Below are 25973 nucleotides of genomic sequence, written 5' to 3'. Positions count from 1 at the left end.
TGCACCTCGTCTAACGCGTGAAATAGTCTCCCGCTATGGGGGATTCGGTCCATCATCCACACGACTCGGTCGTCAAGCACACCCTGAGCAACCCGGCAACGGCGGCGGCTCACGCACGTCCGCTCGTCGAAGCGGTCGCGCCGCTGCTGGCGAAAGCGATCGACTGGTCGAGCCTGCAACGCCAGTCGACCGCTTACATCAGCCGTGTCCTCGACAACACCGACGGCGACCTACTTTTCCGCGTCAGCCTCTATACCGGGGAAACCGGATACCTGTATTTCGCCCACGAGCACCAGTCGAGCAACGACCTGTTGATGGCCTTCCGTGTGATGGAATACCAGGTGGCTGCCGTCCGCCAACATCTGCGCGAACACTCAAAACCGAAGCCGACCACGATCCCGTTCGTGATCACCATCGTCAGTTACGCGGGCAGCGAGAAATGGACCGCGGTGACCGACGTGGCCGACTTGGTCGCGATCAGCCCGGAGTTGCGTGAGGAGGTCGAGCCGTTCCTCCCGCACTTGCGCTACGTGCTCGACGACATCAGCGCGACACCGTTGGCTGACCTATATGCCCACACCAGCAACGCACCGGCGCTCATCTTGCGCGTCTTGCTCAAGGTGGCGGCGAAGCACGAGCACCTCGTGATCGACCTTGAACCGCTTCTGGTGGCGTTTGCGCAGCTCAGCACAGATGAGCTGATTGGGTTCGTCCGGTATATTCAAGATGTCAGCGAGACAGACGACGATGAGTTGCGCACGTTTTTTGTCCGGGTAGGACCTGAGGCAGAGGAGGCCTTCATGACCACCGCGAACCGGCTGGTTGCCAAGGGTGAGGCGAAAGCTCAGGTGCGCACGCTGCTAAGACTCATCACGCTCAAGTTCGGTGAGGTGCCGCCGTTCATGCGTGAAGCGATCGGCGCGGCCGACGTGGCCAGGCTCGACGAGTGGTTTGATCGGGCCGTCACCGCTCAGTCCCTCGATGATTTGGGGATTGCGTAGCTGGGGTAAGGCCGGGAGGTGGAGGAGACTTTTATGACCACCGCGAGTCGGCTGGTTGCCAAGGGCGAAGCCATCGGCGTTGCTAAGGGTGAGGCTAAAGGCCGGATACAAGCGCTGCTCATGCTGCTCGCGCAGAAGTTTGGCGAAGTCCCCCCGCTTGTGCGCGCGGAAGTTGTCGCTGCCGATCCTGTTCGCCTCGATGAGTGGTTGCGTCGTGTGCTGACGGCCGACTCCATCGACGACATGGGCATCGTCTAAGCCCACCGAAACGGCACGCGGACCCGCACATACATTACGGCAACCGCACGCCGCCGAAGCGCTCTCGCGCAACGACGGCGTATCGGGATCCGTTGGCCACCAACAAGACTCGTCAGTAGGCGGCATTCACGCCGTACTCCGCCTGCTGCTGCGTGAAGCCCTCGTACTTCAACTGGGCGAGCAGCCCTGAGCGCGAGAACGCAGTGAGCTCAAGGTAGCTCTTCGCCTTCTTCGCCGCCTGCTCGTTCCAGTCCGTATCCAAGCTGTCCACGGCGAAGGTGGAGTCCGCGGTGCTGAAACCTTCGTACTCAAGCTGCGCGATGAGGCTCGTGCGGGAGAACGAGGTCAGCTCCAGGTAGCTCTTAGCCTTCTGAATCGCGTTGCGCTGGCTGCTCGTCTGTTCCCTTGCCGGAGAAGCGAATTCGAACGTCGGTGCGCCCGCGCTCGGAACCGCGACATCGGCCGTCGCGACCGCGCCACTCCAAACCGGCGCAACTACGGCGAGTGCCACGACCGACGCGCCGATCGACAGCGACCACTTCTTCGTGAACTGGGTGTGCTTGGTCATTCCTGCTCCTGTTAACGAGGCAAACATTCGAACAAGATGACACGGTACACGCCTAACGCAAGTGACAACAGTGTCAAACAGAAACTCTCTTGAGTGAAGCGTCGAACTTGTCGGACCCCGCAGGTAATGTTCGATAGCGCCGGACAGTTCGGGTTCCGGTGCCAAGATCGAGCACGGAGGACCGGGCAATGGTGGGGAACTTCGATTTTCTGCAGGCCGAGTGGCCGCAGCTGTACGCCGAGGCAAAGAAGGCTGAGCGCGACGCGCTTTTCGACCCGCGCACCACGTGCTTTTACGCGCGCCGCACCGTCGAGCACACCGTCAACTGGATCTACCGGTATCGAAACCTGCCTGAGCCATACAAGTCCGACCTCGCCGCTCACCTCCACGACGGCAAGTTCGTCAGCGCGGTCGGGCACGGGCTCGTCACGAAAATGGACCTCATCCGTCGCCTCGGCAACACCGCCGTCCACGACGAACGGCCGGTCACGAAGGAATCGGGCACCCGGGCGCTCACCGAGTTGTTCCATATCCTGTCGTGGCTCGCGCGCACCCACGCCACGCAGGTATCGAGTAAGCCGTTGCCGCAACAGCAGTTCGACGTCAACTTGCTGCCCAAGCCTGGTGGCGGCGCTGCCGTCGCGAAAACTGTTGCGCAACTTGGCAAACTCGAAGCCGAGCTGGCCGCCAAGGATGAGCTGCTTGAGCAGTCCGAGGCCGAGAAACAAGATCTCATCGCCCAGCTCAAGGCCCGCGACGAGGCAGCCGAGACGGCCGAACTCAGCTACGAGCAGCTCATCGCCGAGTTGCGCGCGCAGATCCTCGCCGCGCAGCAGGCAAGCGCCGCCGCGCCCGATACGCACGATTACGACGAAGCGCAAACTCGGCGCGACCTGGTCGACCTGCTCCTTCGCGAGTCCGGTTGGCTGCTCGACCAGAAGCGCGACCGTGAATTCCCGGTCGACGGAATGCCCGATGGAAAAAAGGGATTCGTCGACTACGTGCTGTGGGGAACCGACGGGCTCCCGCTTGCGGTTGTTGAGGCCAAGCGCACGTCGGTCGACCCGCTGGCTGGTGAACAACAGGCACGCCTCTACGCCGACTGCCTTGAGCAGCGGTTCGGTCAGCGGCCAGTCATCTACTGCACCAACGGGATTGAACACCATTTCTTCGATGACCTGCGCTACCCGTCGCGTGAGGTCGCGGGGTTCCACACTCGCGAAGAACTCGCGCTGATCGTCGCGCGTCGCACGTCGCTTAAATCGCTCGCGGATATCCCCGTCCCGCAGGAAATCGCCGGGCGGCCGTACCAGGAGCGAGCGATCCGCGCGGTCACCGAACGGTTCGAAACCGAAAACCACCGCGCCGCCCTGCTCGTAATGGCGACCGGCGCTGGTAAAACGCGCACTGTTGTCGCGCTCGCCGACATGCTGATGCGCGCCAACTGGATCAAGCGCGTCCTGTTCCTCGCCGACCGCAAAGCCCTCGTGAAGCAGGCGGTTGGCGCGTTCAATACGCATCTGCCGAACTCGTCGCCGGTGAATCTGCTTACCGACAAAAACACCGACAGCCGCATTTACGTGTCCACGTACCCGACGATGATGGGGCTCATCGACGAAATCGAGGGCGGCACAAGGAAGTTCGGCCCTGGCTACTTCGACCTGATCGTGGTCGACGAGGCACACCGCTCGGTGTACCAGAAGTATCGGCACATCTTCCGGTACTTCGACTCACTGCTGCTTGGCCTCACCGCCACCCCGAAAGACGACGTCGACTACAACACCTACCAGCTTTTCCACCTCGAAACTGGCGTGCCGACCAACGACTATTCGCTCGACGAAGCCATCGGCGATGGGTACCTGGTTCGCCCGCGCGCGGTCAGCGTTCCGTTGACGTTCCCGCTGCAGGGAATTCGCTACGCCGACCTCTCCGACGAGGAGAAAGCGCGGTACGAGTCGACCGACTGGGGCGACGACGTTGCTGAAGACGAGATTCCGGCGGTAATCCAGGCCGAGGCGGTCAACAAGTGGCTGTTCAATATCGACACCGTCGACAAGGTGCTCGAAACGCTGATGACGCACGGGCATCGCGTCGCGGGCGGCGACCGGCTCGGCAAGACCATCATCTTCGCGAAAAACGAGCTGCACGCACAGTTCATCGCCGAACGCTTCAACGCGAATTACCCCGAATTCAAGGGTGCTTTCGCGCGGGTGATCACCCACTCGGTGAACTACAACCAGGACCTCATCGACAAGTTCTCGCAGGCCGACAAGGAACCGCACATCGCGATTTCGGTCGACATGCTCGACACCGGCATCGACGTCCCCGACGTGGTGAACCTCGTTTTCTTCAAGCCGGTGCGGTCGAAGTCGAAGTTCTGGCAGATGGTCGGTCGCGGCACGCGGCTGCGCCCCGACCTGTATGGGCCGGGACAAGACAAGACCGACTTCTTCGTTTTCGACGTGTGCGGCAACTTCGATTACTTCGAGCAGCACCCGGATGCGTCGGAAGGTGCTCTCGCGCCGTCACTTTCGCAGCGGCTGTTCAGCACGCGCACGGAACTGCTTGTCGAACTCGACCGATCAGGTGCTTCGCATGAGTTGCGCGCCGCCACCGCCGACACGCTGCACCAGCAGGTCGCGGGAATGCGGCTCGATAACTTCATCGTCCGCCCGCATCGCCGCGAGGTGGAGAAGTATCGCGAGCGAGCGGCATGGGATTCCGTCGTTGAACAACAGGCCGTTGAGATTGTCGAGAGCTTGGCCGACCTGCCAACCACGGTCCGCGACAGCGACGAGATGGCGAAGCGCTTCGATCTGGTGATGTTGCGTGGGCAGCTGGCTGTGGTAGTTGGCGACGATGTGACCAAGCACGCCAATACCATTCGTGGGGTTGCCGACGGCCTCCTTGAGGAGGGCCTCGCGATCCCGAAGGTGAAGGCGAAGGAAGAACTGTTGCGCGAGGTCGCGAGCGACGAATGGTGGTCCGACATCACCGTCGACATGCTCGAACACGCACGCCGCGAGGTTCGTTCGATCGTGGGCTTGCTCGATAAGAAGAAGCGCGTTGTTGTGTACACGGATTTCGCCGACACCCTCGGCGAAGTAGCTGAGCGGGCGATGCCGGAAATGCGCTCGGGCACCGATGTTGAGCGATACACCGCGAAGGTGCGCGATTATCTGCGCCGTCAGCCCGACAACTTAGCGTTGCGGAAGGTGCGCTCGGGCAAGCCGTTGACGGCCGCCGACTTGGCGTCACTTGAGCAGTTGTTGGCGAGCAGCGGGGCTGGTGAGACCGCCGATTTGGAAAGGGCCGCGGCGAACGGCCTCGGCCGCTTCATCCGCTCACTGGTCGGCCTGGACCAGGTGGCAGTGCAAGAAGCGTTCGCGGAGTTCCTGGGCGAGCGCACCGCGACGGCAAACCAGATCGACTTCGTGAACTTGGTGGTCAACCACTTGACAAAGCACGGCGAAATGGACCCCAAGCTCCTTTTCGAGCCGCCTTTCATCGATGCCGCACCCCAGGGACCGACGCATCTCTTCCCACCGGAGCAGACGAAAAGGCTTCTGGGAGTGATCCGTTCGCTGAACGAGGCGGCTGTTGCGACGGCCTGAGGTTTGGCCCGACGCAACCAGCGAAAGGCCTAACTCAAGCGGTATTCCCTGTCGCCGAAGTCAGCGATCACATTCAGCTTGCCGCCGAGCGCCCGCACGTAGGCGCGCAGTGTCGAGAGTGTCACTCCGTCCATGTCGCCGCGCTCCAACGCGCTGACGCGGGCCACGTGCGCTCGGCGGCCGCAACTCCTTGAGGCTGTGCAGAGTGCTGTGATGGAGCGAGACGTTGTGGCTTCGGGTCCGGTGCCGACAGCAGTGCGTCGCGTCGCTCATGACGCCACGCTAGCCCGGGCGATTTAGTCCAGAACGGCTAACGGCCGTGCGGGCCGTACGCTCACTGCTATGAGTTGCGGGACTCGCGGGATTTGAGCCGCTGCCCGCGTGCCGTCCTCGCCAATTAGTGCACCTTCTTCTTATTCGGCTTCTTCTTGTACTTCGGCTTGTCATGGTCCGGCTCCCACTCGTAACCAGCAATCCCCTTCTCGCAGTACGAGTTCGACACCAGAACGTCGCCCTGGTCGCGTTCGCACCAACGCTGGTTTTTGCCGCAGGCTGCTAGACCAGGTAGCAGTACGAGTGCGACCGCGATGGCGGCGATGCGGGTTCGGGTGGTCACGCTGGTTCCTCCGTGTGAAGCTGACGACGTGTTCAACACGGGCCAGCCCTCGTGAAGCGTTCCGGCACCGCGTATTTCACGATAGCGGTGCGGAGGTGTAGCGCGTGCCGTCGTCGGCAAGTTTGTCGCCCAACCCGTCGACCTACGGTTCGATCAATCCCGCCCGAATCGCATACCGCGTCAGCTCAAGTCGGTCACGCAGGCCCAACTTCTGCAGGATGTTCGCTCGGTGGCGGTCGACCGTCTTCGCGCTAATCACCAAAGTCGCCGCCATGTCCTTTGTCGAATATCCCTCCGCGATCAGCTTCAACACCTCTTCCTCACGCGGAGTCAAAATGGCTTCCGGCAACGCCGCGCCCTGACGGGCCAACTGCAAATAGTCACGCACCAACGCCGTCACCGCGCCCGGATACAGAAAGGATTCGCCGCGCATTGTCGCCCGACATGCCTCGATAAGGTCGCGGTCGGCCACTGATTTCAACACGTAGCCCGACGCGCCCGCCTTCAACGATTCGAAGAAATACTGCTCGTTGTCATACATCGACAGCATCAAAATCCGGACGCCAGTGCCTAATCGACTAATTTCGCGTGCCGCCTGAATGCCGGTCATTCGAGGCATCGCGATATCCAGAATAACCAGGTCGAGGGGCGTTTCGCTTACCGCGCGCACCGCTTCGAAACCGTCGGCTGCCTCGGCGACCACGGTCAGGTCCGGTTCATTGTCGAGGATCAACCGCAAACCGCTGCGCACCAAAGCGTGGTCGTCGGTGAGCAGGATTCGCGTGGTCATGGCGCTTCCGTCGGCTGTCGAGTGGGAACCATCAATTCGACAGTAGTGCCATGTTCGGGCGGTGAGGTGATCGTCAGTGCCGCGTTCACGAGCATCGCGCGCTCGCGCATGCCGCGAATTCCCGCGCCCGTCACCTCGACACCGCCTTGTCCGTCGTCGACCACGCGAAGAACGATCCGCTCGGCATCCTGACGCAATTCCAATCTGACCTCGCGGGCGCCGGAATGACGAAGCACATTCGTTAAGCATTCCTGGGCGACGCGATAGCACACTAATTCGATACTGGGGTCAAGCCGGGTAAGTGCGGGATCGATTTCCCGCATCACGGAAACCCCGCTGGCACGGGTAAATTCATGACAGAGCGCGTTGATCGCACTGGTGAGTCCCAAGTCCTCAAGCACATCCGGGCGTAAGCGCCACGCGATTTCGCGCACCTCATCCAGACACCCGCGCACGGTTTCGGTCGCAACCGAAACCTCCGGTCGCAATTCTGCTGGGACGCGATCGCTCACCCGTTTCAACCGCAAAAGCGCGACGGTCAAACTCTGGCCGATTTCATCATGCAATTCCCGTGCGATGCGCTGACGCTCTCCTTCCTGTGCGGCCAACGCCGTCGCGCCCGCTACCGACCGTTCGGATTCAAGCCGGTCGAGCATCGCGTTAAAGGTGTCGATGAGGTGGTGGAAATCGCCGCCCCGCCCGTCGAGTCGGGCCGCGCGCATCGGGGGATCGACGCGCCGCATTGACGCGACCACCTCGTCAAGCGGCGCGAGCGACGTGCGCAACGCGATCGCGTTCGCCGTGAGAATCACCGCGAGCCCGATTACCAAAACAGGTAATTCCGTCGCTCGAACCCGCGCCGACACGGTGGCCGGCGACAGCGCGAGCACGAGCGTTCCGACCGTGAAGATCACGCCGTTCAGCAGACAAACACGCCAAAACAGGGCCGTCACCGGCGTTCGAGCCCACCGCGTTTGTCGCATAGTTCTCAGCTTGCGTGCCAACGGGCGCGGTGTCTATGAGGCTCAACCCCCATTTCGCGACGGGTCGCGGCTCGGCTGACTGGATCAAGATGGGTAGTTGACCCAATAGAACAACAGCCGCTCACCGTCGAGACTGGAAAGCGCATCAAGAGTTCAGACGAGAGAGGCTGCGTGTCGATGGAAATTGGCCGAACAACAGTTCCTGGCACCGGCGTGCTGCACACCTTCGGCACGCGCGCTGGCGCCCGCTTCGCGCTGCTCACCAAACGTAGCGGCGACCGGCACCTGCTGATGTATGAAGCCGACCGCGACGAGCCGGTCGTCGACCTCGCGTTGGCGCGCGAGGAAGCCGACCAGGTCGCCGACCTCATGCGCATCCGCTCGATCGACGACCGCCTCGCGAAGCTGGAACGAGAAGTCCGCGAGTTGCGGGCTGCTGAGCGCTGACGTGCGGCCAATCTCACCGCCCCAGAGCGCATGTTTGTGAACAAAACCGCGTTACTACCATCTAACACACGAGAACATCGAGGGTTAGAGGGATTGCGTTGAACACCGCAAATTTGGACCGCTGGAACGCTCAAGAAGCAGCGGCGGAGGCGATGATCCCGATTATCGGGACCCTGTATCGGGATAAGGGTGTCACCATCCTGCTGCACAGCAGGTCGCTGGTGAATAAGTCGGTGATCAGCATCCTGCGCACGCACCGTTTCGCGCGGCAGATTGAGGGCGAAGAACTGTCGATCGATGAGACGCTGCCATTCCTGCGCGCGCTCGCCGACCTGGATCTTGGCCCGTGCAAGATCGATCTTGGTCAGCTCGTCACGGCGTATCGCGCCAACGGGGCTGGGCTGTCGGAAGCGGAGTTCGCCGCGACCGCGCTCGCCGAGGTGATCGGTGGCAACAAGGCCGAGTCGCAGGGTCCGCGCGACGTTGTCCTCTACGGGTTCGGTCGCATCGGTCGCCTCGTGACGCGCCTGCTGATCGAGAAGGTCGGCTCGGGAAATGGGTTGCGGCTCAAGGCCGTTGTCGTGCGAAAGGGCAGCGACGACGACCTCGCCAAGCGCGCTTCGCTGCTGCGTCGCGACTCGGTGCACGGGCACTTCAACGGCACCATCAAGGTCGACGTTGAGAACAACTCGATCATCGCCAACGGCAACGTGATCAAGTTCATCTACAGCGACAGCCCCGCCGACATCGACTACACCGAACACGGCATCAACGACGCGATCCTCATCGACAACACCGGCAAATGGCGCGACCGCGCCGGCCTCGAACAGCACCTGCGCCCCGGCATCGCCAAGGTGGTGCTGACCGCGCCCGGCAAGGGCGACGTGCCCAACATCGTCCACGGCGTCAATCACCGCGACCAGGACCTTGACCAGCAGATCTTCTCCTGCGCGTCATGCACGACTAACGCGATCGTGCCGCCGCTCAAGGCGATGGACGACCAGTTCGGCATCCTGCGCGGACATGTCGAGACGGTGCACTCGTTCACCAACGACCAAAACCTGCTCGACAACTACCACAAGGCCGACCGCCGGGGCCGCTCCGCGCCGTTCAACCTGGTGCTCACCGAGACCGGTGCCGCGTCGGCCGTCGCGAAGGCGATGCCCGACTTCAAGGCAAAGATCACCGGCAACTCGATTCGCGTCCCAACCCCGGACGTGTCGGTGGCGATTCTGAATCTGCAACTGGCACAAGAGGTTACGCGCGAAGAGGTACTCGCTTACCTGCGTGACGTTTCGCTGTCGGGTCCGTTGAGTCGCAACCTTGACTACACCGCGGCAACCGACGCGGTGTCCAGCGACTTCATCGGCTCGCGCGCGGCGTCGATCATCGACGCGAACGCCGCGATCGTCGAGGGCGACACCGCGATCCTTTACGTTTGGTACGACAACGAGTTCGGCTACTCGTGCCAGGTGGTGCGCACGGTGCAGTACATCTCGGGCATCGAATACCCGACGTACCCGCGCACCGAGGTTTTGACCGCAGCTGCGGGTTAAGTTCGCCGTTGGCGTGAGTTGCCCGGTTGTCGGGCAACTCACGCGGGTTCGGGTGTAGGCGCAGTCGGCCGCTTAAAACATCACGCCCCATCTCGGTTCCGTCGCGAAACGCCGACGTTGACACCCCAGGGCTTTCCTTTTGCTTGGGGTGTTCTTTACTATTGCTCCGACGCTGTGTCGCAGGTCACTTCTCTGAGCTTCTCGGCTTCACCCACCTCCCCGGTTCACCGGTGCATCGGGCCCTGTGCGAAGGAGAGTCAATGAGCGAAGTTTCGGCCGCGCCTCGAATGTCGTTGTGGCACACCCTGCTACGGCACGATCTACCCGCGTCGATCGTGGTGTTTTTGGTTGCGTTGCCGCTTTCGCTCGGGATCGCGGTCGCTTCGGGGGCGCCGGTCGCCGCCGGACTCATCGCCGCTGTGGTCGGGGGAGTGGTCGCGGGGGCGCTCGGTGGGTCGGTGTTGCAGGTCAGCGGCCCCGCCGCCGGGCTCACGGTGGTCGTCGCCGAAGCCATTGCGCAATTCGGTTGGGCGACAACCTGTTTCATCGGCGCTGCGGCTGGCGTGTTGCAAATCCTGTTCGGGCTCAGTCGAATTGCGCGTAGTGCGCTGGCGGTTGCACCGGTCGTTGTCCACGCGATGCTCGCTGGCATCGGCATCACCATCGCACTTCAACAACTGCACGTCCTGTTCGGATCACGTTCGCAGAGCACGGCTTTCGCGAATATCGCCGCCATTCCCGACGGTCTCATGAACCTGCACCTCGGCGGCGCGGCGATCGGCATCGTCGTGATCGCGGTGATGCTCGGATGGAAATACCTGCCCGCTCGCGTCCGCGTGGTGCCCGGTCCGCTCGCCGCCGTCGTGATCGGTACTCTGCTGTCGCTGTTCGTCATCGACATCGAACGCATCACCATAACCGGCTCGGTCTTCGACGCGCTCCAACTGCCACAACTGCCAACCGGCGACTGGTTCGCCGTCTCGCTGACTGTCGTCACCATCGCGCTCATCGCGAGCGTCGAGAGTCTGCTGTCGGCGGTCGCCGTCGACAAAATGCACAGCGGCCAACGCACTGGCTTCGACCGCGAACTCATCGGTCAAGGGTCAGCGAATGTCGTATCGGGCCTGGTCGGGGGTCTGCCGATCACCGGCGTGATCGTCCGCAGCGCGACGAACGTGTCTGCGGGCGCACGCACGCGAGCGTCGGCGGTGCTGCATGGCGTGTGGATTCTGCTGTTCGCGGTGGTGCTCGTCGGGCTGGTTGAGCAGGTGCCGAAGGCCGCGCTCGCTGGGCTGTTGATCGTGATCGGCATGAATCTCGTGAAGCTCGCGCATATCCGCCTCGCGCGCCGCACGGGCGAACTGTTCGTTTACGTCACCACGGTCGTCGCGGTGGTTTTCACGAACCTGCTCGAAGGGGTGCTCATCGGACTCGCCGTCGCGTTCGCGCTGCTGTTGTGGCGCGTCGTGCGTGTGCAAATCAGCGCGGCGGCACTCCCAGACGGCCGTTGGCACGTTCACCTCGACGGCTCAGCCACGTTCCTCGCGCTGCCCAAACTCACCGGCGAACTCGCGAAGGTCCCGGCCGGTGCCGACGTGACCGTCGAGATGGCCGTCGACTTCCTCGACCACGCCGCTGTCGAAGCGATCGAAGACTGGCGACGGCAGCACGAAACCACCGGCGGCGCAGTCGAATTCATCGAAATCGGCAGCGCGCGTATGGAGGGCACCGCCGACGCCCCACCTTCGCGCGGATTCGGCCGCGCCGCGATCGAAGACCTGCTCGGCCCGTGGCGTCCGCACGGCACCGGCGTCGACAAGGTCACCGCGGGCATCGCCGCGTTCCACCGCCGGCACGCGCACGTCGTGCGCCCGCACCTCGACCACCTCCACGACAGCCAAGACCCCGACTCGTTCTTCCTCACCTGCTCGGATTCACGCATCGTCCCGAACGTGATCACCAACAGCGGCCCCGGCGACCTGTTTACCGTCCGGAACGTGGGCAACCTGGTCCCGGTGCGTGGCGACGATTCCGTCGAAGCCGCGTTGAGCTTCGCGCTCGCGCAGTTGTCGGTGCGTTCGGTGGTGGTGTGCGGTCATTCCTCTTGTGGCGCAATGAAATCGCTGCTGCACGACGCCGAGCCGGGCGGCGGGTTGAGCTCGTGGTTGCGGCATGCCGAACCGTCGCTGCGTCGCTTCCGGGCAGGTCACCCGGTGGCGGTTGCCGCGCGGGCATTGGGGTACGAGGAGGTCGACCAGCTCGGCATGGTGAACGTGGCGATGCAATTGGAAACCCTGCACCGCCACCCAGCCGTCCGCCGTGCGCTCCGGGAACGGGGAATCACGTTGTCGGGCTTGTTCTTTGACATCGCGGGCGCGCGAGTGCTTGAGGTGACGGTCGACGGCGTGCGTGCGATTGACGACCGGGCGGCGTTGGCGGTGCGCTAAACGTCGGCGACGCAGAACACGAACTTCGGGATCTGCGGCGCCCCAACTGCTTTCAGCTCCCAGGTGACCTCGGTCTCGGTCACGTCGTTGCATGCGAAAGTGCTGAGGCCACCCTCCTTGCGTTCGAGGACACCGACAAAGTCGTGATTGAGCGGTCAACTACTGTCGTCGACGCCGCTTGCCGTCGGAAAGTTGTTAAGAGAGTTGCGCGTTGACCGAGTTAGCCCCGTTCCCGTTGCCGTTTCGCGTCGACTACCTGGTTGCCGTCGCGCCACCAAAGACGGTGCGTGAGCTTGAGATGACGCGGCTGAGTGCGGGTATTCGCAGCAAGCCGCAGTGGCACGAGAAGATGCTCGATGCGGGGATCGTCGCGCGATGGTCACGTGAGGCGTCCGAGCAGGGCGCGACCGACGACCAAATCGCTTTTGTCCTAGCTGAGCTGGGCTACTACGCCTTGCGGCGTGATGCGGCCACTGGGATTGAGGTCGCGGCGGTTGACGGGGTGTGGCAATCGGACTCGCTGATCGGCGATGAATTGCGGGACCGGCTGCGTGCTGCTGTCGCGGTGTTGGAGGATGTGCCTGCGGCCGAAGAGGATTGGCATCCTGGATCGAAGGGACAGGTGCTCGATCTCGTTCATCCGTCGCTGTATTGCCGGGTGCGCGGAGTGAGTCAACCCGAGAGCGCGCCGTGGCCGCAGCTCGCCGAAGATGAAGCGACGTACGCGCTTTCGCCGAAGTTTCAATGGTTGCCGACCGACGTCGACGTCGACGTCGAGGGTGGTCCGGTCTTCCTGTCGTATGTGAACAACGTCGACCCAGCTCGACATCATGCGCTCGACAAACTGCTGCCCGAGGTATTCACCAAGGTGCTTCCGCTGTTCTCGAACGTTTTGGGTGACTTACAGCACCCGCGACCGCCGCGCATCGAGGTTGACCCGTGGTCGTGGTACGGCGACAGCGAGCCACAGGAGCCAGAAGACGACGACGAAGAGGGCACGTTGTACGAGGCGTATGAAGCCGCGTGGGACGAGTGGTGGGCGAACCGCCGCCCGGCGCAGCCGGATGCACCGGAATTCGTGATGCCCGAGCTGCCGATTCCCGTTGCCCTCAACGGCCGACGCTTGCAGGTAATTGTCAAACTTGCGAATATTCACCTGACGCCTGACAATCCGGAATATCCCGGCGGTTCGTGGCATGTGGAGGCAATGCTGAATGAAAGAATTGTGTCGACAGCGATTTATTACTGGAACAGTTCGAATATCACCGAAAGCAAGCTCGGTTTCCGTGCGGCGATAGACGATCCGGCGTATCAGCAGAGCGATACCAACGGTGTTCGCGACATCTTTGGGCTCAACGACGAGGACCCGCTTAATCAGGAATTAGGGTCTGTGCGCACGCCCGAAGGCCGGTGCATCGCGTTCCCCAACATCTACCAGCACCGCGTCGCGCCGTTCCGACTTGCCGACGAGGCCCGCCCAGGTCACCGCAAGATTCTCGCCTTTTTCCTCGTCGACCCAACCGTCACGATTACGTCGACCTCCGACATCCCGCCGCAACAGCCGTGGGCGCCGACGTCGACGATGTCACGCGCGCAGGCAATGGAATTTCGTGAGCAACTGATGCACGAGCGGAAGTATTTTGTTGACGAGCACAATGACGACATTTACGAGCGCGAATTCTCGCTCTGCGAGCATTGATCGCGGACGTTTGACGGCTTGGGCCATCTGCCTGCTCGTTGGCTGTTCCTGGTAAGTTCGGCTCGCGAAGTAGATAGGCGATGGGAGGGGTGGGGATGAAGCGCAGCGTTTGGGTGCTTGTTGCTTGTGGGTTTGTTGCCGCTGGGTGTGGGGCTGAGCAGGGTGGGAGTGGGGGAGCGACTACCACTGCGGCGGCGGCGTTGTTTGATCCGTGTACGCAGATTTCGGAGGATGCGTTGCGGGCGGCGGGGGTTGATCCGGCGACGAAGGTGAGTGGGGCGGGTGGGGTGCATCAGTCGGGCTGGGAAATCTGCTCGTGGGCTGGCCACAACTTCAGACTGGGCGTGTTCTCGACTGGTCGCAGCGTCGCCGAGTTTGAGAACAAGCCGGGCAATGTTGATTTTCAGGATGTGATTGTCGCTGGTCGGCAGGGTCGGCAGTACCGAGTGGAGGGCGCGACGGACGATCTCGATTGCGACATCGTCTTCCCTGCGCGCCAGGGGGCGGTCGCTCTAAACATCATTAATAGCGCCATCGTCGACGCGGCCAAGCTGGAGAATCCATGCGTGGTGGCCGCCCGGACGGGCGAAGTCATCGTTCCGGCGCTTCCGCGGTAGACAACGGGGGATTCGATAGTGAGTGAGTCAACGGCTTATACGCAGCTGCTCGCGCAGGTGAAGGCTGGGGAGGTGTACCTCGACGACGAGGCTGCGGCGTATCACTGTTTCAAGGCGTGCGACAAGCGGCTTGCAGACCTTGACTCGCTGATGACTGCTGCCAAGTACACCCAACGAGTCAGCGGTTTCGGTGACTTCGTCATGGGTCGCGAATTGGAAGCGAAGTTCCGCAAGCAAGCGTCGGGCGAACCGAACTCGATCGATGCGGTAATCCGGGCGGATATCGAGGTCGTCAAAGAATTGCGCGAAGTGTTCGCCCTGTCGTTTAAACGCTTAACTGGCCAAGACGTCGAATCCGCCAGTGCCATCAAATACGCCGGGCAAGCGTAGAGAGCGATGACCCCCGCGCGATTGGCGTGGGAGTTGGCGAACACGGGAAGCGCTCGGAGCCGTCCAAGGGAGACGTCGGTTCGAAGAGCTCCCTGGTAAGTTCGGCTCGCGAAGTAACTGATCGAAGGTGGGAGGGGTGGGGATGAAGCGCAGCGTTTTGGTGCTTGTTGCCTGTGGGCTTGTTGCCGCTGGGTGCGGGCCTGAGCAGGGTGGGAGTGGGGGAGCGACTACCACTGCGGCGGCGGCGTTGTTTGATCCGTGTACGCAGATTTCGGAGGATGTGTTGCGGGCGGCGGGGGTGGATCCGGCAAGCAAGGTGAGTGGGGCGGGTGGGGTGCATCAGTCGGGGTGGGAAATCTGCTCGTGGGACGCGCCCGAATACAGCCTCGCAGTGTTATCTACGGGGCGCTCCGTGGCCGAGTTTGAGGCTAAGGGTGGCAACGTTGACTTCCAAGATGTCACGATCGCCGGACGAAAGGGCCGACAGTTCCGCGTCGAAGGTGCATCCAAGGATCGCGCCTGTGACGTGGTTTTCCCTGCTCAGCAGGGCGTGCTGCAACTGAACGTCCTCGACAACCCCATCCTTTACCGGTCCAAGCTCGAAGATCCGTGCACTGTGCTCGCACGGGTTGGCGAAGTTGTCGTTCCGGGACTTCCACGGTAATAGCAGGGAATTACTTCAATGACTGAATCGACGGCGTACAGCCAGTTACTTGCGCAGGTGAAGGCCGGGGAGGTCTATCTCGACGACGAAGTCGCTGCGTACTTTTGCTTCAAAGCGTGTGACAAGCGATTAGCAGATCTTCGCGCGCTGGACAGGACAGCGGCGCTGACTCAACGAGTCAGCGGCTTTGGCGACTTCGTGATGGGGCGCGAGCTAGAGGCGAAGTTCCGCAAGCAGGCAACCGGAGAACCCAATTCGATTGACGCGGTGATTGCCGCAGACGTCGAGGTGGTTACCGAACTCCGCGAAGTATTCGCACTCTCTTTTAAACGCCTAACCGGCCAAGACGTCGAATCCGCTAACGCCATCAAATACGCGGGCAAGGAGTAGTAATGACCTACGTCGCCCCCCAACTCCCGTGGCAGAACCTCGTCCCCAACATCACCCACGGCCTCGCCAACGTGATCGCGGGCGGCGAAGCCGAGAACACCCCCGACGCGAACGCCGTCCAAACTCAATACAACAAGCAGCGCGACACCGTGCGCGGCCAAGCAGGTCAACTCGGCTATACCGGTACTTACCGTCCGCTCGAAGTGCTCAACACCGACGAATTCTCAGGCAGCACAGCACAATTGCGGGCCAAGGTCGACAAGATCGACCTTCAAGCTGTCGCCGACTTGAGTGCCGCCTGGCGCAAGATTCAGACCGACAACACCACATCGATCAACGAGTTCCAGAAGATGATCGCTAAAGGCACGTCCGCCGACGTATGGAGTGGTGCGGCGAGCGCGGCTGCGGCTAAGACTGTCGCGGATTACCACGTCACGGGTACGCGGGTGTCGACCGCAGCGGCGTTGACGGGCAACAAGATTGACGAATTGCGGACCGGACTTGAGCCGACGAAGCAGCTCGTTCCGCACGCACCAGACCATCGCAGCGGACTCGACAACGCACGTTCCTGGATCGTCGGGCGCGGCTGGCGCAATGACGATGTGGCAGAGGCAAATTCGGCCGCCGAAGCGCGCCGCGTACTGAAAACGGTGTACGCGCCCGTTGTTCACGAATCCGACAATCAGGTTCCGGTGATTCCTAAACCTGAGTCGCTCGTCAACAATGGCGGCGGGAATCCCGGGGGCGGCAATCCCGGCGGGACCGGTCGGCCGGCTGGGGTGCCCGACAACGGTCAACCGAGCAACCCGAACGCGCCAGGCTCACCGACGAATCCTGGTACGCCGCAGAATTATTCGCCGTCGAACGGCGACGACAACGGCAACGATTCCGACTCCCCGTCGGACGGCACGAACCCGACAACGCCACAAACCACCGACCCGAACGCGACCAAGCCGACAGGAACCACTCCGGCAGGGACCACGCCAGGCGGAAGCCCCGGCTCGCCCGGTGGCACCGGTCCTGGCGGTGGAAGTCCCGCGCAAACGCCGGGAAGTTCCGTCCCCGGAACCCCGGGCAACCCAGGCGGGGCACGTCCTGCGGCCGCTACCGCTGGCGGCGCGACGTCTGGCCGCGCGGGAACGCCGGGCATGGGCATGCCGGGCGCGGGACGCGGCCGCGGCGAGGACGACGAGCGTTCGCGTGGCATCCCCGACTACCTGATCACCCAGGAAAACAGCGACGAACTCACCGGCTTGGGCAACCTGCCCAGCGTGGTGCCGCCAGTGATCGGAGAGTAGTCCCGCGATGCCCGCATACGCTCAATGGCGGTTCACCGCACTGGAATTCCGCACCTTGTGGGAGTCGACTGGCCGCGACGTGCTGCCGTATCCGCTGCATCACGAATGGTCGGTCGAACTACAGTCCGACGCGAATCGTTTACGTGCCGAGGCGGCCAGCGTAGTGGTTCCACAGCTGAATGACGACTTGGCTCACGCTGTGCACCTGCTGCTGAATCCGCAAGTGCGCGTTGAGGTTGCGGGGTTTGTGGGTCGGGAGCGTACGGTGCGTGCGCACGGCGCTATCGGTGATGGTTACGCGAGTCTGGCGTCTCAATCGGCAAACGGCACAGTGGAACTCACGTTGCTCGCAGCCGCGGACCTTCCCGCTGCAACCCTGTCCCTTTTGCCGAGCCGCGCGCCGGGCACCGCACCCCAAATCCAGCTTCCCGCAACGGAACTCGATGCTCCACGTCCTTACGTCCGCGACACGTGGAACCCCACTCCCCGAGAACAATTCGACGCTTTCTTGGCCAGCCGCAAAGACGCGGACTACCACATCGCCGTTTACCCCCACGGCAGCATGGACAACCGCCACGTGGAGGGCCGAGACGATTTCCAGTTAACGGACCGCCCCGACGGCCGCTACGTCCTTTACGGCACAAGGACTTTGATCATCAAGCCGGCAGATCCAGCTCGTGTCCGCGCAACGTTGGCGACGATCGTGAACGAGATGTTGGCGAAGGTGTTAGACGGGACCTACCTGCCGCATTAGACCGACCGTCGCCAACCGTCATTTGTGAGATCGGCGAGGACCGATTGGAGAAGGGGCAGTAGGCGCGCTGACCCATTGTTCTTCCATGATGGCGGCGCGGCGGCGGGCGGCTTCATCCTCGCCTACGCGTTTGTGGTACTCGTCGCGGGCCAATCGAGTAACTGCTCATCGTCGACCGTCCCTCTCTCTTTGCCGTAGGCCAGGACCGGATTGTGTGGACGGTGCGCGTGGCCGCCGACAAGGCCGAATTTCGTGAGGTTCCAGGACCTGGAATCCGTGAGCTGGCATTCCACGTGGTGGGTCGGGCACGGTGTGACGGTCCTGATCAATCGAAACTGGTCTGTCTCGTGGCCTCGACCAAGATCGTCAAGCGGGGGTCGACGTCGGGCGCGGAGGCAAGAGTGGGCAGGTCAGCGCCGTTCAATCCCGCGAGCTCGAGGGCGGCTTGTCCCGAAAGATGTGCTGCGTTGATGGACTGCCCGTTGGCAACTGCGGCGTAGAACTGGGCCGCATAGTTGATCGCGTCGGCATCCTCGATCGCATCAGCCATGCCGATCGCAAACGGCACTACCTTTGCGACGAGGTCATCGATCTGAGATGCGGAATTGCACGAATTCAACAGCACCAGCAGCGGGGGAGTATCGGTCGCCTGAATCGCCCGGGCAAACGCACCAGCACGGACGTCGATCCCAGTGTGGCGCTCGTCAAGATCCTTCTCGAATTCGAGAAAGCCTTCATCGCTGTGACCGGAGAAGTGAACAACGTGCGGACGGAATCGGGAGATCCCATCGAGCAGATCGGCCGCCGTTGCCGCAGGTCGAACGTCGAACTCGATCCTGTCGCGGTGAAGAGCGGACTCGACCGCTGCGCGGATCCGCTTCTGCTCGCGGCCCACGCGAATGTCTCCCTCCGACGAAGCCCCGAGAATGAGCAGGCGCAGCTTCTCAGGCTTGGGTGCCCGCAGCTCTCGAAGGGTCTGCGAAGGCTTTGACATTAGCGCCGCCTCAAGCCCTGCGCTCAGCCGTCGGGTCTGCTGCTCCTGCCGCTTGCGATCACGTTCGATGGTGTCGGCTGCAGTTTTCTCGGCCCTGGACAACTTCAACTGGATCGCCGACTCTTCCCGGGCGTAGGTGCTGGCCTTGGACTGCCAACGGCCAGCGTCCTTTCCGGCGGTTGCAGCGTCCTTGTCTTTGCGCGTGGCCTCGCCGAGCTTGCTCTTTGCTGTGGACGCGGTGGTGGTCTTCGAGGCTGCCGCGCGAGCCGCCGCGGCCTCGGCACGCTTCTTCGACTCCTTCGTCCGAAATTCACCAGCCTTCTTCTCGGCCTCGACGCGCTGTTTACGCTTGTTGTTGAGCTGGCTCCGATACTGGTTCACGCTCATGGTTGTCGCCTCTCCCGGATTTGTTCGCTCGACGACGGTCGGGCGGCGTCACGCTACGCCGCGGCACTGACACATTCTGAACGACTTCGAAGATGCTGAAACCGCCGCCACGATGCCATCATCCGGCACCCGAGCGGCGGACCAAGCAGTTGGCGGCGTTGCCGAATAGCGACAACGAGTATTCGACATTGCATGGCTACTGGGATCTGGACTGACTCTCACCGCGCAGGAGGGCAAGCCTTCAGTGGGGTGGTCGCGCGCGTCTCAACCAGCGGCGAGTGAGCGGGTCAGTGTCGTGATCTGCTCGTCGATCGCCTGAACTGCGGAATCGATTGCGATGCCGCGCACACCTGCATGCCCGCGACCGTGGAACGCCACTCCCCGAAAACAATTCGACGCTTTCTGGGAGAACCACAAGGACGCGGACTACCACATCGCCGTTTACCCTTACGGCAGCATGGCAACGGGCTCGTGGAGCGCTCAGACGATTTCCAGCTGATAACCGCCCAGACGGCCCGCCACGTCCTTTGCGGCACAAGAACTTTGATCATCAAGCCAGCAGATCCGACCCGAGTCCGCGCGGCATTGGCGACGATCATGAACGAGATGTTGGCGAAGGTGATAGACGGACCTACCTGCCGCACCGACGTCGAGGACATGGACTTTTGACCCGCAGCCTCCGAGTTCGACTCCTAATGGAAGTACCAGGGTCTGTGATTCATGCGGCCCAGATAGTAACGACCACGGGCGTGTACTTGCCAGCACTGCCAGTGGGCGTGGTAATCAACGCAACGGTCTGGTTTCCGATGAAGCAGACTGCGCTTCCCGCGCGGAACTGAACCGACTGTGTGTACCGCGTGTTCTTGCTGCAGGACTGGAAAGTCGGCTCGGCGTCGTCGTGGGGCGCTAGTGTCCCCTTCCCCTCGACCACGATGTACGGGTTGTACGAGCGGATCGCAATCCCTGCGGAGGTGTCCGCGATAGGAGTAGGGCACGTAGTTATCTTGCTATGAATATTGAGGGAGTAACCCTCGGGAACGTCGATAGCACAATTCTCAACAATCACGGTTCCCGCCGCGACTGTTGACGTTGGAGGGGCGGACACCGACGGCGACGACGAACCAGGTTGACGCGACGGTGTCGCTGTTACGGACGGACTAGCAACGACCGTGACAGTGCGCGTTTCGGTTGAAGAAACACTTGCCGAGGGCGCAGTCGCACGTCCGACGACGCCTCCCGACAGCGCAGCCACGGATGCAACGACTGCCGCGATAGCAGTGATCCACGCAGGACCATGCTCGCTGAAGCGACGTGGTTGCGACGCCGCAGGCTGCTGCTGATGTGGAGGTGTATTTCCTTGCACCGGGTGATTTCCGTTTGGCGTGAAAGGCTGGTTCGGGACCGGGCTGCCGGGGTGTTGCTGCAAACTCACCGCGCAATCGTACTGCGTTGAAAGAAGTTCTGTAAGAACGTATTTCGGTGAAACATTGCAAGATGCGAGCTGTGATAACGAACTGCGCAGCGGAGTCGGCGCACAGGTAGAGAAGATCCGACGTGGTCTGCGACTATTCGCCGTTGGTCCGAGCCGCAGCTAATTGGATCCTGGTGCGCCCAGCCCTGGAACGTCTGCGGCCGGTTTGATCAAAACGGTCACAGACCGTTCGTCCGAGCCTGCGGCCCCTTCAGGACCACTGGTTTTAGGATCGCTGGGGATCCTCCTTCTCTCGGCGCCACGTTTCCATTGTCATGCGCACTGCCGCAACAGGATTCGTGCCATTTGCTTGGGCGGCGACGGCAACGATAAGTAGCGAAGCCGCCGATGCAAAGACGGGGTCTGCAGAATTCACCACGTCGAAACCGGCGCGATCGATGCGCAGTGTTCCTGGGCGCAACCGGATGGCGAGCGTGCGCGTGAGGCCGCTCATGACTGCTTCAGCGAGATCAGTCGGCAGGCCCGCAGTGAAGGGGAATTTCCAGAGGCGACTCGGACAGGTCCGTTCACCGCCAGCGTCGAGCATTCCGAACGATGAGACACCAACTTCGAGCTCCGTCGACGTGCCCTTGCTAGGAATGAATTCGCAGCCGAGTAGGGCGCGAGGTGCGATCCCGCCCCAACGCTGTTGCACCTCGATACTCATGCGAAAAGCGTTTGGCTGGCAATCCGACAACGCCGGGATCGAGGTCCGTCGGCACTCGTTGACGAGAAAGTCGGCGTCGATGTCGGTGCCGACTTCGACAATTCCCCAGCCCTGCACGTTGACGGTAGTCACGAGCCAACGCTCGGTGGCTGGTGAAATTCGACGGTGATTTCCTCGGCGGGAATTCCCTGCTTGTTCAAGCTGTCCAGGACCTGTGCGGTGAACTCGCGGGCGGGTCGATAGTGGGTGCTGTGGTCGCTGATCAGTACCACTCGGCCCTGGCGCACCTCGATTTCGCCTGCCCCGGCGACGGGCCGGCCAGCAAGGAAACTTGAATGGTGAAACTGGCCGAGGATGTGGTGCGGGGCCGAGTAGATGCGGCCGTTGCGGTCCATCGCGAATATGGCTCGGCCGCCTTCGGGTGACCAAAGCGTCCGGGCGGCGCTAGTGTCGTAAATTCTGCCCTGGCTGTCATATAGCAGGCCGTCGGCAGCTCGAAGCAGATACAGCTGACGTTCCTGTTCCGTCAGGTATTTGACGTGTGTCCCATTCCAAACCCGGTTGCCAGGGACATGCTCCCCGACGAATTCCGCGTTTACTGGAGTAGTCGCGTAGTTCTCTGACCCGGCCGCATCGTCTTGATGGCGGCTTCGACCCGTTATTCGGCTAATGGCTGAGCGCCAGCAATTCGGTGGCATTGTGTTCAAGCGCTCTTAACGTTGATGCTCTGTGTTCGGGCGTTCTGATCGAAAGTGAGGGTTGCCTCGAAATCTGGGCCCGGGATGGTCAGGTGAGACCAATCGGGATTCCAGCTGGGCGTTAGGCCGCGCTTGAGCGCGTAGCTATGCACCGCTCGACGCTGGTCATACAAGGGAAGGGCAGCGATTCCCTGTTCGAGGATTGTCGCCAGATGCGGGCCGGTTGGGGCTGGCAGGGCGAATGATGGGTGCTCGATCACGAGGGAAGCGCGCGAGCCTCGGCCGACCGGCGCGTTGTATGAAGTCCATTTGCCGGTAATGACTTTCGCAGCGTCGGTGAGCAGGGTGACCACACGAACGGGGTCAGTTGGCGCGCCTGGGAGCGCATCGAAAGGAACTTCCGGCTCGCTGAGCTCCGCAATTCCGTGCTCTTTGCCGAACTCGCGCACGGATTGCGCGAGAGCGGTCACTTCGGCGGAATAGCCGCTCGGGTTCGCCCACGCCCACAACCACGACCGCGGGCCCGGTGCCGCTGAACCCAGCAGGTGCACACGGTCGGCGACCAGCGGTTGGTCTCCCGTGAACGAAAACTGGCCGCCGCCAGCAAGATCCACGCTGAACGGACGCCCACTCGCGACCTCCGACAACCGCAACTGGTACTCCAACGACAACAGCGCGGCGTCGTCCAGCAAATTCGTTAACGTGACTTCAGACATGCTCGAACTCTACCTATTTCGTTATTGGCCGACGATCGTCTGCACTGCGGCCTGGCGTGCGGCTTCGCTCACGTCAGGCACCCGATAACCTTGTCGCGCAACGTGTTCCATCAGTTCGGGCGACGGCGGTAGGCCGTATTTGCGCAGGTAGTGCCAGACTGCGCCCGGCCAGATGAAGGTGCCGTCGGTGTGGAAATTCATCGGGACATCGCGGTCAGATGGGGCGAACATGTCGGTGTCGTAGCTGCGGGCGGCGAGCACTACGGGAGCGTTCTGCAGGTAGTGGAGAAGTGAGTTCGCGACCTCGGGATGAAGTTGCTGCCGGTTGACGATGGGGCGTCCGCTCGGGTCTGTTCCGTCTATAACCGCGACTATTCGCATTTGTTGATCCTTTAGGTTTCGTGAATCAGTTATCCGAATGCCGGTACGAACGTCGGTTCCGGTCCCTCACCGTTGTGCATGAGTGCGAGTTGTTCGGGCGTGAACTCCTTGTGAAGTATTTCACTGAGCCAGTCGGGAGTGTGTTCGCGATCACGGGGAAAGAATTCGAAATCGGAGATGAAAGCACTGTCAGGGAATGGCGGCATCGCGTCCGGCTTTGAATCGTAGTCGTATGCCGCGGAAAACTCTCCCGATGGCTCGATCGTGACGGTTAGTGTGTACCAGGTGCCCACCAAGGGCTCGTACATCCCCGAACGGAGACGGCTCATTGAAATCGCCACCCCGCGAGGGCCTCGCACTCTTTTTTCCACGCCGTCTTCCAGAGTTACAGTTGCAAAAATGCTGCTGACATACATTGTGGCGGCCTGGACGTATTTTAGTCGCCGCCAACCCTCTGGTGCGGATTCTACGAACTTGGCCACCAGGTCTTGTAGGTATTCATTCTGCTTCGTGGCGTCTGCCTTGGCGTATTTCTTTACCACGTTATTCTCCCTCCAATGCTGGAACATTTACATAGTGGTTGTGGTACAGCTCGACACCGTCGAGCAGCAGAAGTCCTTCTATCGCAGTCGGTGTTCGCATGTCTGGCCGATCGGGATCGTATTCTAGCGAAATATGGAAGTCGGCCTGGGGTGGCGGAACTCGGCTCAGTGCCTCGGCAATGCTCTGTTCCAGCACACGCCAACAATCGTCTACGGTGCGGTTCTCGCCAATTCGGCGATTCAAAGTCATTAGTTGGGAGACCATATTCAGTTCTTCGCCCGGACCGAGGAACTGCGTAGCGAACAGGTGGCCGCCGTCGAAGCTGACGATTTGGTAGAGCACAACCTCGGCCTCGGATGGCTCGCGGCCGTTCTCCGCTACGAACGTGTCGCGAATTCGCTGGTTGATCTCGGCGTACTCCCGTTGACCCACGTGTCCGACGGGTCCCTGGCCCGGCCCGCGCCGCGATTCCAACGACGGGACCAGGTCCAAGCGGCCTCGGGCCTCGACAACTCGCCGCTGATCGTCGGTCTGGTACGTGAATCGCCCGCCGTCGACCGTGTACGTGCAGTTCGGGAAGGGGGCGCGCAGGTCGGGGTTGAAGGCCGGGTTGTTGCGTTCGCCTGAATCCGTGACGACCTCGATGATGTTGCCGTTGTCGTCGGTGATGAACAGACCACGGTCGCGGCCGGAGGTGTCCGTCACGCGGTATGCGCGGTTTGGTTCGAGCGGGGTCGCAGGGGGAGGGTTGAGGAAAGAGAAGCTGCGGCGGCGTTCGCGGCCGAAAGGGCGCGTTCCCGTCGGCGCGCGTGGATCTGATCGCGTGATGTTCTCAATGGGCAAACCTCGCGCGGCGGCGGTGTAGTCGTTGGGTTGGTTGTGCGCGGGGCGGTGGAAGGCGCTTCGGTCGCGGGCCGAGTCAGTGTTGTAGCTGGTCGGGTCGACGGTGCCCGGCGACGTCGCGGTGTTGTGGGCCGTCGTTGTGCCGTTCGGGTGGTGAGTCTGCCACTGGCCGTCCGGGGGGATTCGGGGGTGGCGGGTGCCGTCGGCGGACGTCAAAGCTGTTGCGGTGTAAACGTTTCCGTTGGCGTCTGTCCACGCGGGCAGCGTTGGGGCTAGGACATCGACGCCCAAGTGGGTTGACAGGCGGGCGGCGAAATCGTTGCTTGCTGCATCACAGCCAATCAGGTGGATGGGGGTTTGGCCGTCCCACGTTGAGCGGCGGAGTAGGTCGCCGTATTCCTCTGGCGTCAGCGTCTGGTCGCCGATGCGCGCGAAACCGTCTGGGGTGACGTGCGTGTCGGCGGTGAAGCGAGTGGGATCGGCGGGGACGCGGTGGGGGAGGTCGCCCATCGCGGGGTCGCCACGGTGATACGAGACGCCCGCCTGCGTGTCATCGGCGTAGCGGGCGTGGAGCGAGTCGAGCTCGACTGCGGAAAGGCTTGGCGCACTGTCGAGTTCGGGCGCGACGTCCGCTAGCTGTCGAAGGTCGCTGTCTGGGGCCAGGCTCCCGTCGCTTGGGCGCGGGCCATCACCCACGACAGGGCTGTCGACGACAGCGTGTCCGTTGGTTGGTAGCGCTGCGTCGCCTTGTCGATCACTAACTGGTGGGTGCGGCCCTGGTCGTTGGGCTGCTGCAGGTTGATCACCGTCATTTGATACGTGATCGTCTGCTGGTCCTCGCTGGACACTTGTAGGTGAATCCGATTCCGAGGTGGGTAAACCTGGTAGCCCTGGACTGGTTGGCCCGAGTCGATCGCTTGGTCGTATTCCTCCCCTATCATTCTCGGCGACAGGCTCGAGTGCGCGGTCACCGTCCCTGTCTGCTTGTTGATCACCAGGTTGCCTTGGCCCAGGCCCGCGCCCGCCGCTATCTGTTCCGGGCTCAGGACTCCGCGGCATACCCACCCGTGCTGGCATTCCAAGATCCGGAACTCGCGGCGTGGATACACCCGGCTGAGCAGTTCCCTGGCCGACTCCCTGGTTGAAATTGGTTCCGCCATGCTGCGCTCCTTCGCTGGGAT

Annotated in this window: 25 protein-coding genes; 13 read left to right on the top strand and 12 right to left on the bottom strand. The window is 62.2% G+C overall.

Annotation, left to right across the window (positions count from 1 at the left end):
- Positions 1-35 precede the first annotated feature (35 nt).
- Together IEX78_RS05025 and IEX78_RS05020 are read left to right on the top strand one after the other, a co-directional pair.
- A complete protein-coding gene (locus IEX78_RS05025) occupies positions 36-1001 on the top strand; it encodes an Rpn family recombination-promoting nuclease/putative transposase (RefSeq protein WP_188827605.1) in 966 nt (321 codons plus the stop codon).
- A gap of 33 nt (positions 1002-1034) precedes the next feature.
- Positions 1035-1259, top strand: a complete 225-nt coding sequence (locus tag IEX78_RS05020; RefSeq protein ID WP_188827604.1) for a transposase — start codon at positions 1035-1037, stop codon at positions 1257-1259.
- Positions 1260-1371: 112 nt separating this feature from the next.
- Here the strand turns inward: IEX78_RS05020 and IEX78_RS05015 are convergent, their stop codons facing one another.
- On the bottom strand, positions 1372-1827 hold the full coding sequence (locus IEX78_RS05015; RefSeq protein WP_229683715.1) for an Ltp family lipoprotein: 456 nt from the start codon (positions 1825-1827) through the stop codon (positions 1372-1374).
- A 188-nt stretch (positions 1828-2015) separates the two neighbouring features.
- Between IEX78_RS05015 and IEX78_RS05010 the strand changes: the two genes are divergently transcribed.
- Complete coding sequence (locus tag IEX78_RS05010; RefSeq protein ID WP_188827602.1) at positions 2016-5441, top strand: DEAD/DEAH box helicase family protein; 3426 nt, start codon at positions 2016-2018, stop codon at positions 5439-5441.
- A gap of 397 nt (positions 5442-5838) precedes the next feature.
- On the opposite strand, the gene IEX78_RS05005 is transcribed toward IEX78_RS05010, so the two are convergent.
- The 3 genes from IEX78_RS05005 to IEX78_RS04995 form a co-directional block, all read right to left on the bottom strand.
- On the bottom strand, positions 5839-6057 hold the full coding sequence (locus IEX78_RS05005) for a hypothetical protein (protein WP_229683714.1): 219 nt from the start codon (positions 6055-6057) through the stop codon (positions 5839-5841).
- Between the two features lie 142 nt (positions 6058-6199).
- Positions 6200-6847, bottom strand: a complete 648-nt coding sequence (locus tag IEX78_RS05000; RefSeq protein WP_188827601.1) for a response regulator — start codon at positions 6845-6847, stop codon at positions 6200-6202.
- Positions 6844-7830, bottom strand: coding sequence for a sensor histidine kinase (locus IEX78_RS04995; RefSeq protein WP_188827600.1), 987 nt, complete (start codon positions 7828-7830; stop codon positions 6844-6846). The genes IEX78_RS05000 and IEX78_RS04995 overlap by 4 nt, the downstream gene beginning before the upstream one ends.
- 177 nt (positions 7831-8007) lie before the next feature.
- Here IEX78_RS04995 and IEX78_RS04990 point away from each other — a divergent pair, with 177 nt between their 5' ends.
- The 10 genes from IEX78_RS04990 to IEX78_RS04945 all read left to right on the top strand — a co-directional run bounded on the left by IEX78_RS04990 (position 8008) and on the right by IEX78_RS04945 (position 18092).
- The gene (locus tag IEX78_RS04990; protein ID WP_188828245.1) at positions 8008-8277 is read left to right on the top strand and encodes a cation:proton antiporter regulatory subunit; all 270 of its coding nucleotides are present in this window, start codon (positions 8008-8010) and stop codon (positions 8275-8277) included.
- A gap of 98 nt (positions 8278-8375) precedes the next feature.
- Positions 8376-9833, top strand: coding sequence for a glyceraldehyde-3-phosphate dehydrogenase (locus IEX78_RS04985; protein WP_188827599.1), 1458 nt, complete (start codon positions 8376-8378; stop codon positions 9831-9833).
- A gap of 260 nt (positions 9834-10093) precedes the next feature.
- A complete protein-coding gene (locus tag IEX78_RS04980; RefSeq protein ID WP_188827598.1) occupies positions 10094-12280 on the top strand; it encodes a SulP family inorganic anion transporter in 2187 nt (728 codons plus the stop codon).
- A 211-nt stretch (positions 12281-12491) separates the two neighbouring features.
- Positions 12492-13979, top strand: coding sequence for a DUF4246 domain-containing protein (locus tag IEX78_RS04975; RefSeq protein ID WP_188827597.1), 1488 nt, complete (start codon positions 12492-12494; stop codon positions 13977-13979).
- 95 nt (positions 13980-14074) lie between these two features.
- A complete protein-coding gene (locus IEX78_RS04970) occupies positions 14075-14596 on the top strand; it encodes a DUF3558 domain-containing protein (RefSeq protein WP_188827596.1) in 522 nt (173 codons plus the stop codon).
- 72 nt (positions 14597-14668) lie between these two features.
- Positions 14669-14986, top strand: a complete 318-nt coding sequence (locus IEX78_RS04965; RefSeq protein WP_188827595.1) for a hypothetical protein — start codon at positions 14669-14671, stop codon at positions 14984-14986.
- A gap of 142 nt (positions 14987-15128) precedes the next feature.
- Positions 15129-15650 (top strand): DUF3558 domain-containing protein, encoded by a 522-nt coding sequence (locus IEX78_RS04960; RefSeq protein WP_188827594.1) that lies wholly within the window; start codon positions 15129-15131, stop codon positions 15648-15650.
- A gap of 18 nt (positions 15651-15668) precedes the next feature.
- Positions 15669-16040 (top strand): hypothetical protein, encoded by a 372-nt coding sequence (locus IEX78_RS04955; RefSeq protein ID WP_188827593.1) that lies wholly within the window; start codon positions 15669-15671, stop codon positions 16038-16040.
- Between the two features lie 2 nt (positions 16041-16042).
- Positions 16043-17338 (top strand): hypothetical protein, encoded by a 1296-nt coding sequence (locus IEX78_RS04950; RefSeq protein ID WP_188827592.1) that lies wholly within the window; start codon positions 16043-16045, stop codon positions 17336-17338.
- A gap of 7 nt (positions 17339-17345) precedes the next feature.
- On the top strand, positions 17346-18092 hold the full coding sequence (locus IEX78_RS04945; RefSeq protein ID WP_188827591.1) for an ESX secretion-associated protein EspG: 747 nt from the start codon (positions 17346-17348) through the stop codon (positions 18090-18092).
- 325 nt (positions 18093-18417) lie between these two features.
- Here the strand turns inward: IEX78_RS04945 and IEX78_RS04940 are convergent, their stop codons facing one another.
- The 8 genes from IEX78_RS04940 to IEX78_RS24865 all read right to left on the bottom strand — a co-directional run bounded on the left by IEX78_RS04940 (position 18418) and on the right by IEX78_RS24865 (position 25952).
- Positions 18418-19473, bottom strand: coding sequence for a CHAT domain-containing protein (locus tag IEX78_RS04940; protein WP_188827590.1), 1056 nt, complete (start codon positions 19471-19473; stop codon positions 18418-18420).
- Between the two features lie 1697 nt (positions 19474-21170).
- A complete protein-coding gene (locus IEX78_RS04935) occupies positions 21171-21743 on the bottom strand; it encodes a hypothetical protein (RefSeq protein WP_188827589.1) in 573 nt (190 codons plus the stop codon).
- Positions 21740-22309 carry an IQM protein middle domain-containing protein gene (locus IEX78_RS24875; RefSeq protein WP_505806201.1) on the bottom strand — a complete coding sequence of 190 codons (570 nt, stop codon included), beginning with the start codon at positions 22307-22309 and terminating at the stop codon, positions 21740-21742. The genes IEX78_RS04935 and IEX78_RS24875 overlap by 4 nt, the downstream gene beginning before the upstream one ends.
- A 5-nt stretch (positions 22310-22314) precedes the next feature.
- Positions 22315-23025: a DUF6882 domain-containing protein gene (locus IEX78_RS04925; RefSeq protein WP_188827587.1), complete on the bottom strand. Its 711-nt coding sequence runs from the start codon at positions 23023-23025 to the stop codon at positions 22315-22317.
- A 21-nt stretch (positions 23026-23046) separates the two neighbouring features.
- A complete protein-coding gene (locus tag IEX78_RS04920; protein WP_188827586.1) occupies positions 23047-23406 on the bottom strand; it encodes a hypothetical protein in 360 nt (119 codons plus the stop codon).
- Between the two features lie 29 nt (positions 23407-23435).
- A complete protein-coding gene (locus IEX78_RS04915; RefSeq protein WP_188827585.1) occupies positions 23436-23948 on the bottom strand; it encodes a hypothetical protein in 513 nt (170 codons plus the stop codon).
- A 1-nt stretch (position 23949) separates the two neighbouring features.
- On the bottom strand, positions 23950-25302 hold the full coding sequence (locus tag IEX78_RS24870) for a DNA/RNA non-specific endonuclease (RefSeq protein WP_505806206.1): 1353 nt from the start codon (positions 25300-25302) through the stop codon (positions 23950-23952).
- Positions 25303-25424: 122 nt separating this feature from the next.
- Complete coding sequence (locus IEX78_RS24865) at positions 25425-25952, bottom strand: SUKH-4 family immunity protein (RefSeq protein ID WP_505806205.1); 528 nt, start codon at positions 25950-25952, stop codon at positions 25425-25427.
- Positions 25953-25973 lie beyond the last annotated feature (21 nt).

The sequence above is a fragment of the Nocardia camponoti genome (assembly GCF_014646135.1).
Classification (GTDB): domain Bacteria; phylum Actinomycetota; class Actinomycetes; order Mycobacteriales; family Mycobacteriaceae; genus Nocardia; species Nocardia camponoti.
This window is presented reverse-complemented; position numbering and strand designations above follow the sequence as displayed.